The 15,049-nt window shown below is 70.6% G+C and carries 16 protein-coding genes and 3 pseudogenes; 6 read left to right on the top strand and 13 right to left on the bottom strand.

Going from position 1 to position 15,049, the window contains the following annotated elements; all coding sequences use genetic code 11:
* The first annotated feature begins 49 nt into the window (after window positions 1-49).
* The gene (locus CRYAR_RS15790; protein WP_084700543.1) at window positions 50-595 is read left to right on the top strand and encodes a CGNR zinc finger domain-containing protein; all 546 of its coding nucleotides are present in this window, start codon (window positions 50-52) and stop codon (window positions 593-595) included.
* A 5-nt stretch (window positions 596-600) separates the two neighbouring features.
* Here CRYAR_RS15790 and CRYAR_RS15785 read toward each other — a convergent pair whose 3' ends face one another.
* From CRYAR_RS15785 to CRYAR_RS43135, 4 genes are all read right to left on the bottom strand, one after another.
* Complete coding sequence (locus CRYAR_RS15785; RefSeq protein WP_035851631.1) at window positions 601-1,362, bottom strand: SDR family NAD(P)-dependent oxidoreductase; 762 nt, start codon at window positions 1,360-1,362, stop codon at window positions 601-603.
* Window positions 1,363-1,407: 45 nt separating this feature from the next.
* Window positions 1,408-1,854, bottom strand: coding sequence for an FAD-binding oxidoreductase (locus CRYAR_RS15780; RefSeq protein WP_051570317.1), 447 nt, complete (start codon window positions 1,852-1,854; stop codon window positions 1,408-1,410).
* Between the two features lie 167 nt (window positions 1,855-2,021).
* Window positions 2,022-2,657, bottom strand: coding sequence for a response regulator transcription factor (locus tag CRYAR_RS15775; protein ID WP_035851628.1), 636 nt, complete (start codon window positions 2,655-2,657; stop codon window positions 2,022-2,024).
* Window positions 2,645-4,531, bottom strand: coding sequence for a sensor histidine kinase (locus CRYAR_RS43135; protein WP_169745039.1), 1,887 nt, complete (start codon window positions 4,529-4,531; stop codon window positions 2,645-2,647). Before CRYAR_RS43135 ends, CRYAR_RS15775 begins: the two co-directional genes overlap by 13 nt.
* On the opposite strand from CRYAR_RS43135, the gene CRYAR_RS15765 reads away from it, so the two are divergent.
* Window positions 4,530-5,306: a hypothetical protein gene (locus CRYAR_RS15765; RefSeq protein WP_169745038.1), complete on the top strand. Its 777-nt coding sequence runs from the start codon at window positions 4,530-4,532 to the stop codon at window positions 5,304-5,306. The genes CRYAR_RS43135 and CRYAR_RS15765 overlap by 2 nt on opposite strands.
* A 45-nt stretch (window positions 5,307-5,351) precedes the next feature.
* On the opposite strand, the gene CRYAR_RS15760 is transcribed toward CRYAR_RS15765, so the two are convergent.
* On the bottom strand, window positions 5,352-6,284 hold the full coding sequence (locus CRYAR_RS15760; RefSeq protein ID WP_035851621.1) for an NADP-dependent oxidoreductase: 933 nt from the start codon (window positions 6,282-6,284) through the stop codon (window positions 5,352-5,354).
* A gap of 144 nt (window positions 6,285-6,428) precedes the next feature.
* Between CRYAR_RS15760 and CRYAR_RS15755 the strand changes: the two genes are divergently transcribed.
* Window positions 6,429-7,316, top strand: a complete 888-nt coding sequence (locus tag CRYAR_RS15755; protein WP_051570313.1) for a helix-turn-helix transcriptional regulator — start codon at window positions 6,429-6,431, stop codon at window positions 7,314-7,316.
* A 75-nt stretch (window positions 7,317-7,391) separates the two neighbouring features.
* Here CRYAR_RS15755 and CRYAR_RS51280 read toward each other — a convergent pair.
* The 5 genes and pseudogenes from CRYAR_RS51280 to CRYAR_RS51275 all read right to left on the bottom strand — a co-directional run.
* A pseudogene (locus CRYAR_RS51280) lies at window positions 7,392-7,517 on the bottom strand (DUF2637 domain-containing protein); the annotation flags it as partial.
* Window positions 7,518-7,548: 31 nt separating this feature from the next.
* Window positions 7,549-7,787: pseudogene (locus CRYAR_RS45330) on the bottom strand (IS3-like element ISAar45 family transposase); the annotation flags it as partial.
* Window positions 7,788-7,879: 92 nt separating this feature from the next.
* Window positions 7,880-8,569, bottom strand: a complete 690-nt coding sequence (locus tag CRYAR_RS15745; protein WP_157017741.1) for a hypothetical protein — start codon at window positions 8,567-8,569, stop codon at window positions 7,880-7,882.
* Window positions 8,570-8,682: 113 nt separating this feature from the next.
* Window positions 8,683-9,042, bottom strand: coding sequence for a hypothetical protein (locus CRYAR_RS43130; RefSeq protein ID WP_157017739.1), 360 nt, complete (start codon window positions 9,040-9,042; stop codon window positions 8,683-8,685).
* A gap of 275 nt (window positions 9,043-9,317) precedes the next feature.
* A pseudogene (locus CRYAR_RS51275) lies at window positions 9,318-9,397 on the bottom strand (transcriptional regulator); the annotation flags it as partial.
* A gap of 66 nt (window positions 9,398-9,463) precedes the next feature.
* Here CRYAR_RS51275 and CRYAR_RS47065 point away from each other — a divergent pair.
* On the top strand, window positions 9,464-9,835 hold the full coding sequence (locus CRYAR_RS47065; protein WP_051570308.1) for a 2Fe-2S iron-sulfur cluster-binding protein: 372 nt from the start codon (window positions 9,464-9,466) through the stop codon (window positions 9,833-9,835).
* A gap of 51 nt (window positions 9,836-9,886) precedes the next feature.
* Here the strand turns inward: CRYAR_RS47065 and CRYAR_RS15730 are convergent, their stop codons facing one another.
* Entirely contained in the window at window positions 9,887-10,552 is a 666-nt protein-coding gene (locus CRYAR_RS15730) for a TetR/AcrR family transcriptional regulator (RefSeq protein WP_035851614.1), read from the bottom strand.
* Between the two features lie 184 nt (window positions 10,553-10,736).
* On the opposite strand from CRYAR_RS15730, the gene CRYAR_RS15725 reads away from it, so the two are divergent.
* Together CRYAR_RS15725 and CRYAR_RS43125 are read left to right on the top strand one after the other, a co-directional pair.
* Window positions 10,737-11,417: an SDR family NAD(P)-dependent oxidoreductase gene (locus tag CRYAR_RS15725; RefSeq protein WP_035862999.1), complete on the top strand. Its 681-nt coding sequence runs from the start codon at window positions 10,737-10,739 to the stop codon at window positions 11,415-11,417.
* Between the two features lie 604 nt (window positions 11,418-12,021).
* Complete coding sequence (locus tag CRYAR_RS43125) at window positions 12,022-12,417, top strand: hypothetical protein (protein WP_157017737.1); 396 nt, start codon at window positions 12,022-12,024, stop codon at window positions 12,415-12,417.
* 9 nt (window positions 12,418-12,426) lie between these two features.
* On the opposite strand, the gene CRYAR_RS15715 is transcribed toward CRYAR_RS43125, so the two are convergent.
* Together CRYAR_RS15715 and CRYAR_RS15710 are read right to left on the bottom strand one after the other, a co-directional pair.
* Complete coding sequence (locus tag CRYAR_RS15715) at window positions 12,427-13,665, bottom strand: MFS transporter (RefSeq protein WP_084700533.1); 1,239 nt, start codon at window positions 13,663-13,665, stop codon at window positions 12,427-12,429.
* Between the two features lie 3 nt (window positions 13,666-13,668).
* Entirely contained in the window at window positions 13,669-14,994 is a 1,326-nt protein-coding gene (locus tag CRYAR_RS15710; protein WP_035851612.1) for an NAD(P)-binding domain-containing protein, read from the bottom strand.
* Window positions 14,995-15,049 lie beyond the last annotated feature (55 nt).

The raw sequence follows: 15,049 nt of genomic DNA, 5'->3' as shown, positions 1-15,049 counted from the left end.
TGCGGCCGCGACGGACGACCACACCGCCGGAAGCACCGGACGCCTGGGCTTGACCGAAGCCCCCGGGGGCCTGCGCCTGGTTCAGGATCTGCTGAACACGGCCGGCATGCCGGTCGCCTCGCTCCCCGATCTGCTCGACGAGACGAGCACGGCCCAGCGCTGGCTGGACGGGACGCTCCGGGCCTGGGCCCGGCAAACCGGCCGCACGACCCCGTCGATCTCGCTCACCGAAAAAGACCTCGCCGCTCTGCGCACTCTCCGCGGCCGCGTCCGCGGCTGGGTCACCGGCGAATCCGAGAACGACGGGTCGCTGGCGATGGCGGCCGACGTCTCCGTCCGCGACGGCGACCTGGTGTACGGGCCGCGCGGCCGTGGCGCTGCCGCCATCACCTCGCTGGTCGCGCTCGAGGCGCTGCTCGCCTCGCGCACCGGCGAGCTGGGCCGGCTCAAGACCTGCCAGAACCCGGCTTGCGGAGCGGCGTTCTACGACCGGTCGCGCAGCGGCACCCGTGTCTGGCACGACATGAAGACCTGCGGCAACACGCTGAACCTGCGAGCGTCCCGAGCCCGCCGGAGGCAGTCCTCGACCGCGTGATCGCCTCACCACTGGCTGCCGTCGGGACGGACGAGGATCTCGCTCATGACGACGCGCGCCGGGCGGGTGACGACGTACGTGATCGTGTCGGCGATGTCCTCGGCGTGCAGCAGGGTGGCGTTGGCGAACGCCTGCTGGCCGGCCGCGAGGATCTCCGGACGGATGTGCGTGAACAGCTCCGTGGCGACCGGGCCCGGCTCGATCAGCGACACCCGGACGTGCCGGCCGGTGACCTCTTGGCGCAGCGCCTCGGTGAACGCGTTGAGCCCGGTTTTGGTGAGGCTGTAGACGGCCGACCCGGCGATCGGGACCCGGCCGGCGAGTGAGCCGACATTGACGATGTCCGCGCTGGCGCGCTCACTCGCGGCCGCGTCCAGAAGGTGCGGAAGGGCGGCGTGGGTGGTGTAGAGCAGGCCCTGGATGTTGATGGCCAGCATCCGGTCCCATTCGTCCAGCGGCGCGCTCTCGGCCGGGCCGAGCAGCATGACGCCGGCGTTGTTGATCAGGATGTTCAGCCCCCCGAAGGCTTGCACGGTCTGCTCGACCGCGGCAGCGGCCCGAGTCTGGTCGGTGAGGTCGGCTTCGATGACCAGTGCGGTGCCGCCCGCGGTGCGGATGCGTTCGGCCAGCTCGTCGAGACGGTCTTTGCGGCGGGCGACCAGGGCGACGTTCGCGCCCTGGGCGGCGAGTGAGAGGGCGGTGGCGGCTCCGATGCCGCCGCTGGCGCCGGTGACCAGGGCGGTGGTGCCGGTCAGGGTAGTGCTCATCGTGTGCTCCGAGTGTTCGGTTAGGATCCCGTGCGCGCACTGAGATCACTCCGCCCGGCCGGAGCTGAGCGTGCTCAGCCGCATCGCCGCCGACGCTCCCGGCCGCACGTCCTCCACCCGACCGCCGGCCGCGAGCACCAGCGCGCTCGCCACCTCCACCGTGCTGCGGTCGAGGATCACCCGCAGGCTCGCCCGGCCGTCGGGCAACGCCGGGTCGGGCGGGAGCGACGCGACGAGCCCGGCCGGGTCGACGGAGACCAACCGAGGCGTCGGCTCCAGCGCGGCGAACGCGGCCAGCAGCGGCAGCACCGGCTCGAGGCCGGCGAAGCTCGCGTAGAACGCGGACCAGTCCTGCGCCGGTTCCAGTCGCAGCGTGACCCGGGCGAGAATGCCCGTGGTCCCGTAGTTGTGCACGTAAGCCTGTGCGGTGTCCCCCTCGACGTGCACCAGCGTCGCGTCCGCGGTGCCGTGGACGACGTCCGGGGCGCGCACGCAGCCGCCGTGGTGCAGCAGCCCGTTATGGATCGAGCCGGTGCCGCCGGATCCCGGCGAGCACCACCTGGCGCGAGCCGTACGTGGTGTCGTAGGGATCGCGGAGCAGCCGTCCGCCGCGGCTGAGCGCCAGTGCGGTGAGCCGGGCCAGGTCGTCGGCGCTCTCGTCAGGCGGGGTGGGCGCGGAGATAGGCGAGTACGGCCAGGACCCGACGGTGTCCGTCGTCGGATTCGGACAGGTCGAGTTTGAGCATCACGTGCCGCACATGGCTCTCAATCGTGCGTTCGCTGACCGTCAGCCGTCGGGCGATGGCGGGGTTGTTCAGGCCCTCGGCCATCAATTCCAGCACTTCCCGTTCCCGTGCCGACAGCGACGAGAGCGGATGCGCCGCCATCAGCGCCCCAACCACCGTCGGGTCCAGCGCCGAGCCACCGTCGGCCACTCGCTGGGCCGCCGCGAGAAACTCCTGGACGGCCAGGACCCGATCCTTCAGAAGATAACCGAACCCGCCGAGTCCGACGAGGCTCGGCGCGTGCGTGGTGTCGACGTGCTGTGACAACACCAGTACACCGATCCCGGGGTGGGCGTGCTTGACGTCGAGCGCGGCACGGGTGCCCTCGTCGGTGAACGTCGGGGGCATCCGGACGTCGATCAGCAGCAGATCGGGCTGGTGCGCCTCGACGGTGGAAAGCACCCCCGCCGCGTCCCCGACCGCGGCGACAACGTCGTGTCCGCGGGCGGTGAACAGCTGCACCAGGCCCTCGCGGAGCAGGACTTGGTCTTCGGCGATCAGGACGCGCACGGCAACTCCGCGACCACCGTCGTGCCCGCTCCGGGCTCGCTGTCGACCCGCATCCGGCCACCCTGGGCAGCGACCCGGTCGTGGAGCCCGCGAAGGCCGGTGCCGTCCGCCGGCCGGGCGCCTCCCACCCCGTCGTCTCGAATCGTCATCACCAATTCTCCGTCCGCGTGTTCCGCACTGAGCGTGACACCGATCGCGTCCGCGTGTTTGACCGCGTTCGCCAGCGCCTCACAGGCGACGAAATACGCGGTCGCCTCGACGTCGGCGGGGTAGCGCTCGCCGGTGGTGTGCACCTCGACCGGCAACGGCGTGCGCTCGGCCAGATCGCGGAGCGCGACGGCCAAGCCGTCGTCGAGGTACGCGGGGCGGATCCCGTTGGCCAGCTCGCGTAATTCGTCGATGGCGACGCCCAGCTCGTCCACCACCGCGTCGATGATGCGAACGACGGGCGCCTGGTCGCCGAGTGCGAACTGGGCGTTGCGAAGCGCCAGCCCGATGCTGACCAGCCGCTGCTGCGCCCCGTCGTGCAGGTCCCGCTCCAGACGCCGTCGCTCCTCGTACCCGGCCGCGACGATCCGGGCCCGGGACGCTTCGACCTCGGCCAGCCGCAGCGTCACCTCTGCGCGCAGCCGGACGATCTCGATCGCCAGCCCCGCGCGGGCGACCACCTCCCTCAGCAAGGGTCCCGACCCACCGGCGACGATCGCCACCGGCACTCCGGCCCGCTCGACCAGGAATTCGTCGTCGTTCACCGCCCGCTCCGTCGCACCCGGCGGCAGGTACCGCAGTTCGATCGAGGGTTGTTCGAGCACGTCTCGCAGCAGCGCTTCCAGTGCCTCCGGTTCCGCTCGGCCCGCCCGCAGATCGTCCAAATAGGTGTCGACGCGGGCGAGCGCCTCGTAGCGAGCGCGGCGGAAGCGACGGTCGACGAGGCCCTGCAGCCGGCCGCGCAGCGGGCGGAACGCGAGTGCGACCGCCGCGGTCGCGCCGGCGGTCGTCCACGACGACCGGCCACCGGCCACCGCGCCGAGCACCCACACCATTCCCAGGTAGGCCACGGCCAGCAGTGTGGTCAGCGCGCCGTAGGCCAGCGTTCGGCTGACGATCAGGTCGATGTCGTAAAGCCGGTAGCGCAGGATCGCGATGCAGATCGCCGCCGGCAGCGTCGGGACGACCAGTGCGATCGCGAACCGCACCAACGCACTGTCGTTGAAGTAGATGATCGCCAGCGGGCCGACGACCGCGAACAAGCTGAGCGAGTATGCGACCCACTTCAACTGCTGGTGCTCCACGCCGGTCGAGCGCCGGAACCGGAGGATCACCGACCCGATCGCGCCCAGCAGGCTGACCAGGAACAGTCCCTGGCCGACCACGAACACCGGTTCGAGCCCCTCGATCGCGTGCGGGTTGACCGCGGATTCGAAGAGCTGATCCGATGCGTGGCTGAACGCCGCGCCGAACGCCGACAGAACCAATCCGATCGCGCCGGCCCAGACCCCGGCGCGGCGGGCGCGGCTCAGCCCTCGCCCGGTCGGGAACAGCAGCACCACGAGCGCGGTGCAGACGATGCCCAGCTGGTTCGTCCAGTTCGCCAGCCACTCGAGGGTAGCCGCGGCCGGCCAGGCGGCGTGATACCCGTACCCCTCGGTGACCTCCGCGAACACCGCTACGAAGCCCATCCCGCTCAGCACCCAGCCGATCGGATTCGACCTCTGATAGCCGACGACCAGCGCGCCGGCCAGGCCCAGCGCAACCGCGTTGAGCGGGTAGGCGATCAGGTCGGAAATCTCCTCGCGGCCGATCGAGAGCAGCAACGCGACCACGGACATCACGACGTTGAGCCCGAGGAACGACGCGGGGCCGATTCGTGGCATGCCCCGGATCGTGACAGCGGCGGCAGCGGAGCGACAACCGTGCCAGCACTCGTTCACGAACGCGTACCAGCCTGGATGCCCGGGAACCGGGCGCGGCGGCACCGTGACGGCATCCGATCCACCGAGTAGCCCGGAGCGCACCATGACCAGACCTCGCACCACCGCACTCGTCGCCGTCGCGATCTGCGCGATCGGCGTGCTGTACACCGCCGCCATGGCGCTGACCGGCGCGGTACTGTCGTTCGGCTGGGTGATCCAGTCAGCCATCCACCTCGGGGAGATGCTCGCGGTGGTCGCTCTGGGCCGGGCCGGTGCGGCCGGCGGGAGCCGGACCGCGCGGGCCGGCCTCGGCGCGGCGGCGCTGGGGCAGGCCGTGCTAGCGGCCGCAGAGGTGATCTGGGTCGACAGCCCGGGGCTCGGCGAGGTTCTGTTCGGTGTCGGCCCGATCTTGACCGCAGTCGGCTTGATCGGTGCCGGTGTGGTGATCGCGCGACGCTGGCAGCGCCCGGCGTGGCAAAGGTTCGCCCCGTTGGCACTGGGGATCTACATCGTCGCGGTGATGACCCCGGTCCTGATCGGATCCGGCGGTCCGCCGGCGCCGGCGGCGCTCTGGGCGCTCGTCGCCTGGGATGCACTGTGGGAGACGATCGCCGTCTCCGCGCTCGTGCGGCCCGCACGCCATGCTCGTTCTCCGAAAGGGCCTGGTGTCGGCACCGTCGATGAACACGTGGCTCGTGCTACTCACGGCACCTTCCATCCTCCGGGGCTGGGATGAGGCTGGACCACTTCGGTCGGGCCGCCGCGGGTTTTTCTGCAGTGGTCACGGGATCAGTACGATTCGTCCACGGTGTCCGCCCGCGGCGAGGGTTTCGTGGGCGTCGCGGATCTGCTCCAGCGGGTAGGTCTTCGCGACTCGCAGGCTGATCAGGCCGGTGCCCGCGTACGCGGCGAGCTTCGCCAGCCGTTCCGCGTCGGTGTGCCAGGCCAGATTGATCATCCGCACCTGGCGGCGAGCCATCGGGGCGGAGTTGAGCAACGAAACGAAGGCGCCGCCGTGCCGTACGGCGTCCGCCGCCCCGGCCGCCAGGTTGGCCGCGTCGATGGCGCCGTGGACACCGCCGGGAACCAGCCGGCGCACGGCCGGCACCAGGTCCTCGTGGCGGGAGACGAACAGGTCCGCGCCCGCCGTACGGACCAGTTTCTCGTCGCCTGGCCCGGCCTGGGCGACCACCCGCAACCCTCGCAGCCGGGCCAGCTCGATGGCGAACAGGCCCACGGCCCCGGCGGCGCCGGTGACCAGCAGCCACTGCCCGTGCGTGAGCGCCAGCGCGTCCAGCGCCTGATCGGCGGTGGTCGCGTTCAACCCCAGGGTGGCCAGCTCCACGAGATCGATGCCGGCCGGGGCGGGCGCGAGTTCCCAGTCCTGGAGCACAACGTACTGCGCCTGGGTGCCCAGCGACCTGTCCAACCGCTCCTGGGTGCCGACGACCGTGTGTCCGGCGGCAAATCGGGTGACTCCCGTACCGACGGCAGCGACGGTGCCGGCGACGTCCGAACCCAGACCGAACTGCTCCCGGGCGCCGGTGGCGCCGTACTGGACGTTCATGCCCGCACGGACCATGACGTCGGCGAAGTTCACCGACGCACCAGCCACCGCCACCAGCACCTCACCGGGGCCCGGCGCCGGCGTCGGCACCTCGACGACCTCGAGCACCTCGGGTCCGCCGAACTCTCTCACCACTGCTGCGCGCATCCGTTGCGCCCCTTTCGTCCTGCGCCCCCATGGTGGGTACGCGTCCCTGACGGTGGCCGATCGACCGGCGGCCAGGAAGGGGCGCCGTTACCTGGTTCCCGCAGGACCACGCTGGGCCTCCGGACGCGGCGTAGCGTCGCTCAGGTGGAGGCGACGATCGGTGAATTCCTGCGTACGCGACGCGAACGCATCCAGCCCGGTGCGGTGGGCCTGCCTGCCGGCGTGACCCGCCGCCGCGTGCCGGGCCTGCGCCGCGAGGAAGTCGCGCTGCTCGCCGGAGTCAGCCCGGACTACTACACACGCCTGGAGCAGGGCCGCACCGCGCACGTCTCCGACCGGATCCTGCACGCCGTCGCGCAGGCCCTCGGGCTGTCCGACGTCGAGACCGAGCATCTGCGCAACCTGGCCCGCCCCGCTCGCGCCACCACGCTGCCCCGCACGGCGGCAGCAATGCCGGACGAACCGCTGGTGCGGCTGCTGCGCGCGATCACGGATGTCCCGGCGCTGCTGATGAACGACCGCCTCGACATCCTGGCCGCCAACCCCGCGGCCGAGGCCGTCTTCGACGTCGATGGCATGCCGCGGCCCCGCAACACCGCGCGCCAGCTGTTCCTGCACCCCGAGGCCCGATCGCTGTACGTGAACTGGGACGCCGTCGCGGCCGAGACCGTGGCCCAGCTGCGCCTCGCCACTGGACGCCGGCCCCACGACCCCCGACTCGCCGCCCTGATCGGCGAGCTGTCCATCCGCAGCGACCCGTTCCGGCACCTGTGGGCCACCGGCGACGTCGGGGAGAAGCGGCTCGGCACAGCCCAGCTCCTTCACCCGGTGGCGGGCGCGTTGGAATTCGACTACCAGGTGCTGACCGTGCCCGCGCGCCCGGATCGGTCACTGATCACCTATCTGCCCCGCCCTGCCACCCCCACCGCCGAAGCCCTCGCAGTGCTTCTGAGCTGGGTCGCCGAGCAGCCGAGCCAGCCCGGTCGGGGGTCGACGACGGCACCTGGTCGGTCCTCGACCGGGAGAGGTTGATGCCGGCAGCTGATCGGCGATCCGGGAGCCTGGCGAGAGCTCTGCGCTGCCCGGAAGCGAGTGCCAGCAAGCGAACCCGCTGACCACCATCGACCCGTCCACGGCCAGCGGATCGAAATGCGCGTTGAACCGGTCTTCCCCATACGCGGTCAGCAACCCGGCCATGTGCCGATACGACATCACCGCGGCGATCAGCGCCACAGCGACCGATCCGCCGTAGCGGGCATCCGGTCTAAAGGATGTCTCGTGGTCTTTTAGCGGCCTGTTCGACGGCCTGGCTCTGGATGATTTCGTATTCGAGGGGGGTCAACCGGCCGAGGCGGTCTTGTCGGCGTCGGCGGTGGTAGGTGCGTTCGAGCCAGGTGACGATCGCGATCCGCAGTTCCTCGCGGGTGGTCCAGATGCGGCGGTCGAGGACGTTGTGTGGAGCAGGCTGACGAGGCTTTCCATCGCGGCGTTGTCGCCCGCGGACGTGCACAAGGGCTCGCTCTCGGAGAGCGAGCCCTTGTGACCGGCCAGCGGCCGGTCTCCGCGCACGGAGGTCGATCAGGTCGACCTCACGGTCACACCGGGGCTGTGTCCGCCTCGGGGTACCGGATCAGCGGCGTATTCGCGACGAAGCCCTCGTCCGTCCAGGTGAACGTCCGGGTGTGGGTGCCGACCTGGTAAAGGAAGTGCCGGACGGTGACCTTGCCGGGTTGCCCGTCGACCGGGCCGGTGCCGTCGATCAGCTGCACGAGGTAGCGGGAGCTCCCCGACGAATCGCTGGAGGTAATGAAGTCACGCACCTTCGGGTAGAAGGCGCCCTTCGAGCTGTTTCCCGAACCGCTCCACTTGAAGTAGAAGAGGTACTCATACGAGGCTGCGATCGTGCTCGTCCCCGAGGTGTAGCCACAGCCGATCGAGACGATCGCCTCTGGGGAGGACAACCCGGTGGTGCCCGAGACGTTGCCGAACTCCCGCAGCGTGATGTGGTAGGTCATGCCGTTCGCGGTGGCCTGTCCGTAGGCAGGGTTCTCCTCGCTGGGCGTGAAGTTGATCCGACCTCCCGGGCACGTGGTGCCGTCCTTCAGCACGGCCGCGGTCCACGGCAGGTCGATCGTCGCGTCGGCCCAGTTGAACTGGCTGGGCTGGCGGGTCGCGGACAGCGGCGGCTCGTCCTCGGCCGCGGCGGCCGCCGACGGCGCAAGAACCGCTAGCATGCCGACCGCAGTGGCCAGCAGCGCGAAGATGCGCGCGCGCACACGAATCACTTGTTTACCCCGATTCTCACCGGTCTCTCCGGTGACTCGGCCGAGGATGTCGAGCCTTCCCGCGCATTCCCAGGAAGCGTCGTCTAATTGACACTGTGGACAGTGAGCTGATTTCAGTTGGCCAGGATGAGGGTCTGAACGGCGTTGATCAGCGGTCCGGCTTGGTTGGGGCTGGAGCGGATCATGCGGTGGACTTTCCAGCTCTTCAGCTCGGCGTTGGCTCGTTCGCCGGGGCCGCGGAGGCGGGCAGGCGCGGTGTTGACGTCTTGGCCCTGCCGGGTCACGCGGAACGCGCCACCCGAGTCCGCGGCCACCACGATCAGGCCCGACTCCTCACGAACCGCCAGCCGCTGCCCGCCCACCCAGCCGAGCATGGCCAGGATGAGGCGGTCGTTGACCCGGCCGTGACAATCCAACGCCGCCAAACCGAAGGCCAACCCCGAGCGAGCACGATCGGGAACCAGGGCCGGCATGGGCAGCGGAGCCCGGCTCGGCCGCTGGCCCACCACCGCGGATTCTGGTCCAACCACACCGCCGGGAATCAGCGCCGGAACGGTACGAGTAGTCACCTCAAGCACCCCCGGCCTGCCGAGGGGCGCACCACTACTGGATCAGCGTGGTCAAGTGCGCTTGAGAACGAGTACGTCTGGAGTCGCGCATTTGCGACGAAACTGTGTCCGAGGATCAAGTCGCACCGTACGCACACGCAGCCGCATGGCAAGCCCGGCTCACAGTCGCGTAGCCGCTCGAGGTCCAGCAGTTCCGGCCGGCCAGCGAGCAATACACCTGCCGGCCCTCCGGACGGCCGGTCACCAGACCACAGTCCCGCGGGGAGGGCACATCCCCGACGCGGTCGCCCGTTCGGGTCCGGTCGACCGAACCCGAACGGGAACCATGCTGCTCGCCCTCAGGGATGCCCGGGCACTTCCCCACCGCTCCAAGAGGACTGTTGCAATACTGGTGAAAGGCGTCGCCGGCCCGGGAGAGGGCTCGGCCGAGGACGCTTTCGAGGTGGAGTTGCGGCGTACCGGAACCATCCTGACGGTGCCGGCCGACCGCACCGTGCTCCAGGCCGCGCGCGACGTCGTGCCGGACGTGTTGTACTCCTGCGAGGAAGGCTCCTGCGGGTCATGCGAGGCGGTCGTTCTCGCGGGCGAGCCCGAGCACCTCGACACCGTCCTTTCCGAGGCTGAGCGGGAGAAGAACCAGACGATGATGATCTGCGTCAGCCGATCGCGGAGTGGCCGACTGGTGTTGGACCTCTGACCGCTCGTCCTCCGCAGAAGAAGTCGCACCGGGGCGACTCGCCGGACGGGCTCATGGACTGCCCTGCGTGCGTCGCATGGCATCGACGAGAGCGGTTCGGGCGGGTGGCGCCGGTAGGGGTTGGAGGTTGTCGGCGGCGAAGGCTTGCAGCATGTACTCGACGTGCCGTCGCCAAGCGTCGGGTGCGGTGGTGGCGGTAGCGGCAACCACGCCGGCGTTGGCCATGAGCAACACGATCAGGTCATCGGGGTGGAAGTCCCGGCGGAGCCGTCCCGCCGTTTTGGCCCTGCGCACGAGAGCGACCCAGTCGCGAAACCCGCGGTTACGCCGGTGCTCCAGTTCATCGACGGCCGGATCGGACGCGGCGAAGGTCAGGGTGAGCAGGTCGGCGAAGCCACGGTCGCCGGATTGCATGGCGCACACCCGACGCACGTAGCCGCAGAATCCTTCCCACGGGTCCGGGTCCGCGAGGGCCTGCGCGGCTGCCTCGGCGTAGCCAGCCATTTTGTCGCTGAAGGCGGCCGCGATCAGCGAGGCCCGGTCCCCGAAGCGGCGGTGCACGGTGGCCTCGCCGACTCCCGCGCGCCGGGCGATCTCGTCGAACGGCACCTGTAGGCCGCACTCGGCGAAAGCACCCTGAGCGGCAACGACGATTGCCGTGCGGTTACGTGCGGCGTCGGTGCGTAGCGGCCGGTCACGCGGCCTCGACGTGGTCACACCTCAACGATCTCATAAGTGGAGCCGGGCCACCACTTCCGTGTTACGGTGAAGTGAAGGACAAGCTCCACTTATGCGGGCTGCGCGTACCGGCCAGCGGCGGCAGGCCGGCTATCGCCAGGTCATAGCGGAACTGCGAGGGCTGTCCTCACCGTCGTTCGGCTGAATCTGAATGGAGTTCGCCATGCCCACTATCGCCATCATCGGTGCCGGCCCCGGACTGGGGCTGTCGATCGCCAAGGTGTTCGGACGCAACGGCTTCTCCGTCGCGCTCGTCGCGCGGACCCAGGAGAAGCTTGACAGCCTGGCCGCGGAACTCGGCGAAGCCGGTATCGACGCCGCCGGGTTCGCCGCCGACATCATGGACCGGCCGTCCCTCACCACCGCGCTCGTCCGCATCAAAGAACGGTTCGGCCGCGTCGACGTGCTGGAGTACTCGCCCGCCCCGCACAACCCCGTACCCGGCATCACCATGGCCGGGCCGTTGGACGTGACGGTCGACAACCTCCAGCCCCAACTCGACTACTACCTCTACGGCGGCATCGCCGCGGCGCAGCAGGTACTCCCCGACATGATCGAACGCGACTCGGGCACCCTGTTGTTCACGACCGGCGGATCCTCGGTGGATCCGCTCGCCGCGCCACCCGAGTTCGCCACCGTCGCGGTCGGCGCCGCCGCTCTCCGCACCTGGACGCTGAAGCTGCACCAGGCAACCGCCGGCACCGGCGTCTACGCCGCGCACGTGCCGATCTTCGCCTGGATCGGAGCCGGCGGCCCCGAGACCCAGGCCGACGCCATCGCCCAACACTACTGGGACATCTACACGAAGCGAGATGGTGCCGAGCACCCGTACGCTGCCGCCTAACGCTCGCACGGCTCGGAGCCTTCGCGCTCAAAAGCTGACCCGACCACCACCAGCCACCCCCACACCACCCGGGCCAACCCGGCCCACTGGCGGGGCCAGGCCGGAGGCGCACCGGGGCGGCGGACCCTGCACCCTGACCGTCATCCCCACCAACGCAGCGACGGCAGCCCGCGGCCGAAGCCCACATTGCCGCCTCATCAGTCCGGGCGCCGCACGGGATCATCTCGTCGCTAACGACTACTGACCCCCGAGAGATCACTAGCGGACTCTCGGTGGGCCGGTGGCGGCAATGTGCAAAACGGCCCGTCCTGCTGCCGGTGCGTTTGCGCAGTTGACGCCAGCCCTGGACCCGCGATCCGAACGGGCTTCCGCGCGGATGATTCGGACCGGGCCGCGACCGGGTTCCCGGGCAACCGAGACATCGCCGCCGACCGCAATCCCGCCGCGCGCGCCAAGCAACCACGCCGGCCGACCAGCACCCGACACGCACTGGCCGACGCCCAGGTCGCCGCGATAGTGCGGACCGCCACCACGACTGGGAACGATCCCGAACTCGACGGGCTGATCCTGCGGATCCACCTCGAAATCGCCTGCCGTCGCGGCGGTGCCCTCGCGTTACGGCCCCGCCGACCTCGATACCCAACGGTGTGCCGTGCGGCTCCCCGAAAAGGGCGAAACGATCCGTGAGCAGCCCGTCTCGCCCACGCTCATGCGCGGCCTGGAACACCACCGCGACACCCGCGGCGACGGTGACCCGAACGCCCAGCTTCTGCGCTACCGCAACCGGCGGCCCATCAGCGCGCGGCGTTACGACCACATCTTCGACCGTGTCGGCCGCTTCCTGCCCTGGGTCACCGCCCACGGCATGACCGTCGAAGACCTCAGCGACCTCGACCTGTCCTACACCCCGCCACTCAGCTCGCCCTGGGACGCCGTCGAAGTGGCCGCGCAGCTCTGGAGCCGCCAGCACCGACCCGGCCACCGAGACGTTCGCGTGTGACCACCAGAGCTATCCGCGCGGTTCAGTGGGGGCACGCCGTGCGGCCAGCATGACCGCCACCAGCCCGAGTACGGCGAGTGCGGCGAAGGCCTCGGGGTAGCCGCCGAGTGGTCCCGCCAGCCAGGCACCGATGAACGGCGACACTGCCGTCGCGAGCATCATCGGGGCGTTGAACACGCCGTTGAGGCGGGCGAAGCGGGCGGTGCCCCACCGGTCGGACACGGCGGTGGCCGAGAGCAGTGTGGCCAGGCCGCGGGCGTTGCCCGCGATCAGGGCGACCACGATCAAGGCCGCATACGGTCCGGGCAGCACGGCGAACACACCGGTGGTGACCGCGCCGGTGGTGAAGACCGCGAGGGTACACGCGGTCAGACCGGTGCGGCGGACCAGCGGTGCGTAGGCGAGGCGTCCGAGGACCTGGCCGACGCCGCCGATGCCGAGCACCCAGGCGGCTGCGGTGAGGGAGTAACCACGTCCGTGCAGCAGCGGCACGAGGTTGATGACGGCGGCGTAGAGGCAGACCGTGTTCACGGTGAACGCCGCTGCCAGGACCCAGAACTCGAGCGGCCGCACGGGTCGACTGTTCGCCCGGGTGTCGTCGGTCGACGTCGTGTTCTCGGTCTGTTCGGTGTTCGGCCAGGCCGGCCGGAGCCCGAACCAGTGCGTCGGGACGGTCAGCACGGCGAGCACTCCCGCGAGCACCAGATACGTGGCTCGCCAGCATAGGTGCTGATCGAGCACTGCGGTCAGCGGCGCGAAGACGGTGCTGGCGAACCCGGCGACGAGCGTGATCGCGGTCAGTGCCCGGACGCGTCGAGGTCCGAACCAGACGGTGACGGCCGCGAACGCCGGGGCGTAGAGGACGCACGACATCGCGACACCGGCCAGGAGCCACCCGGCGAGAAACAGGGGGAACGACGGGGCGACCGCGAGCAGCACGACGGCGGTGACCGCCAGCGCTGAGCCGCCGGTCATCAGCCAACGCGGCCCGTGCCGGTGGATCACGCGTCCGACCGGGATGCCGACGAGGGCCGAGACGACGAGGCCGGCGGAGAACGCGGCCGTGATGGCCGCGGTGGACCAGCCGGTGTCGGCGGTGATGTCGGCGGCCAGCACCGGGAAGGCGTAGTAGAGGACGCCCCAGGAGACGATCTCGGTGAGGCACAGGACGCCCAGCGCCCAGCCCAGTTCTCGTCGCGAGGCGGTGCCGATCTCACGGCGGGAGGACAGGGCTGGACGCTGAGCCATCGGTCAGCGGGCGCCGACGGTCAGCTCGACGATCTGCGGGCTCGCCGGTGCGCCGCAGCAGCCACCGGAGGCCGCCTCGGGATCGTCGAACGCGCCGCTCCCGCCGCACACCCCGGTGTCGGGCAGGACCAGTTCGACGCGTGCGGCGGCCTCGTGGTCCCCGGCCAAAGCGGCGGTCACCGAGCGGACCTGCTCGTAGCCGGTCATCGCGAGGAACGTCGGCGCCCGTCCGTAGGACTTCATCCCGACGAGGTACAGGTCCTTCTCCGGGTGCGCCAGGTCGGCCGCGCCGGTGGCCCGGACGTCGCCGCAGCTGTGCAGGTTCGGGTCGACCTCGGCGGCGATCCGCACCGGCGCCTGCAACGTGGCGTCCAATTCCAGGCGCATCTCGGAGAGGAACGACAGGTCGGGCCGGAAACCGGTGAGCACGACCACGTAGTCGGCCGGTGCCAGCTCGACGCCGTTCTCGTCGGTGAGGACCGACCGGCCGTCGGCGACGGTGATCCGGTCGGTGCGGAACCCGGTGACCAGCTCGACGAAGCCCTTGTCGACCGCTGCCTTCGCGCCCAGCCCGAGGGCGCCGCGCTGCGGAAGCTCATCGGCGGCCCCACCACCGAAGGAGATCCCGGTGCCGCCACGCCGCACGACCCAGGAAATTCGGGTGCCGGGGTGGGCTTCGGCGAGCGCACCGAGCTGGATGACCGCGGTCATCGCCGAGTGCCCCGCGCCCACGACGGCCACGTGCTTCCCCGCGAACTGCTCGACCTGCTCGGGCGTCGGCGGAAGGTAGGTCACGAGGCCTGCCTCGACCGCAGCCCGTTCGCCCAGCGCCGGGAGACCATCGGCGCCCGCCGGGTTGGGGGCGGTCCAGGTGCCGGACGCGTCGATCACCGCGCGGGCGTCGATCCTCTCCTCCCGCCCGTCGGCGTAGGCGACGTGCACGGTGAAGGGCTGCTCGTCCCGGCCCGCGTCGACCAGCCGGTCGCGGCCCTTACGGGACACGCCGGTCACTCGTGCGCCGACGCGCACCACGTCGCCCAGCGCGGAGGCCAGGGGAGCGAGGTAGGACTCGATCCACTCGCCGCCGGTCGGGTAGCCCTCGGTCGGGGCGGTCCAGCCGGTCGGCTCCAGCAGACGCGCGGCGGCCGGATCGACCAGCTCGTTCCACCCGGAGAACAGCCGGACGTGCGCCCACTGGCTCACCGCATGCGCAGGCGACGGACCGGCCTCCAGGACCAGCGGCGTCAGACCACGCTCGAGCAGGTACGCCCCTGCGGCCAGCCCTTGCGGGCCTCCACCGACGACGACCACCGGGAGATCAGACACCACACACCTCCACCACATCGACGAACTTGAATACGATCAGCCTGCCGCTCGTATCGAC

It is taken from the genome of Cryptosporangium arvum DSM 44712 (assembly GCF_000585375.1).
GTDB classification, from domain to species: Bacteria; Actinomycetota; Actinomycetes; order Mycobacteriales; family Cryptosporangiaceae; genus Cryptosporangium; species Cryptosporangium arvum.
The sequence above is the reverse complement of the archived record's forward strand: the minus strand, read 5'-3'. Positions and strand labels throughout refer to the sequence as shown.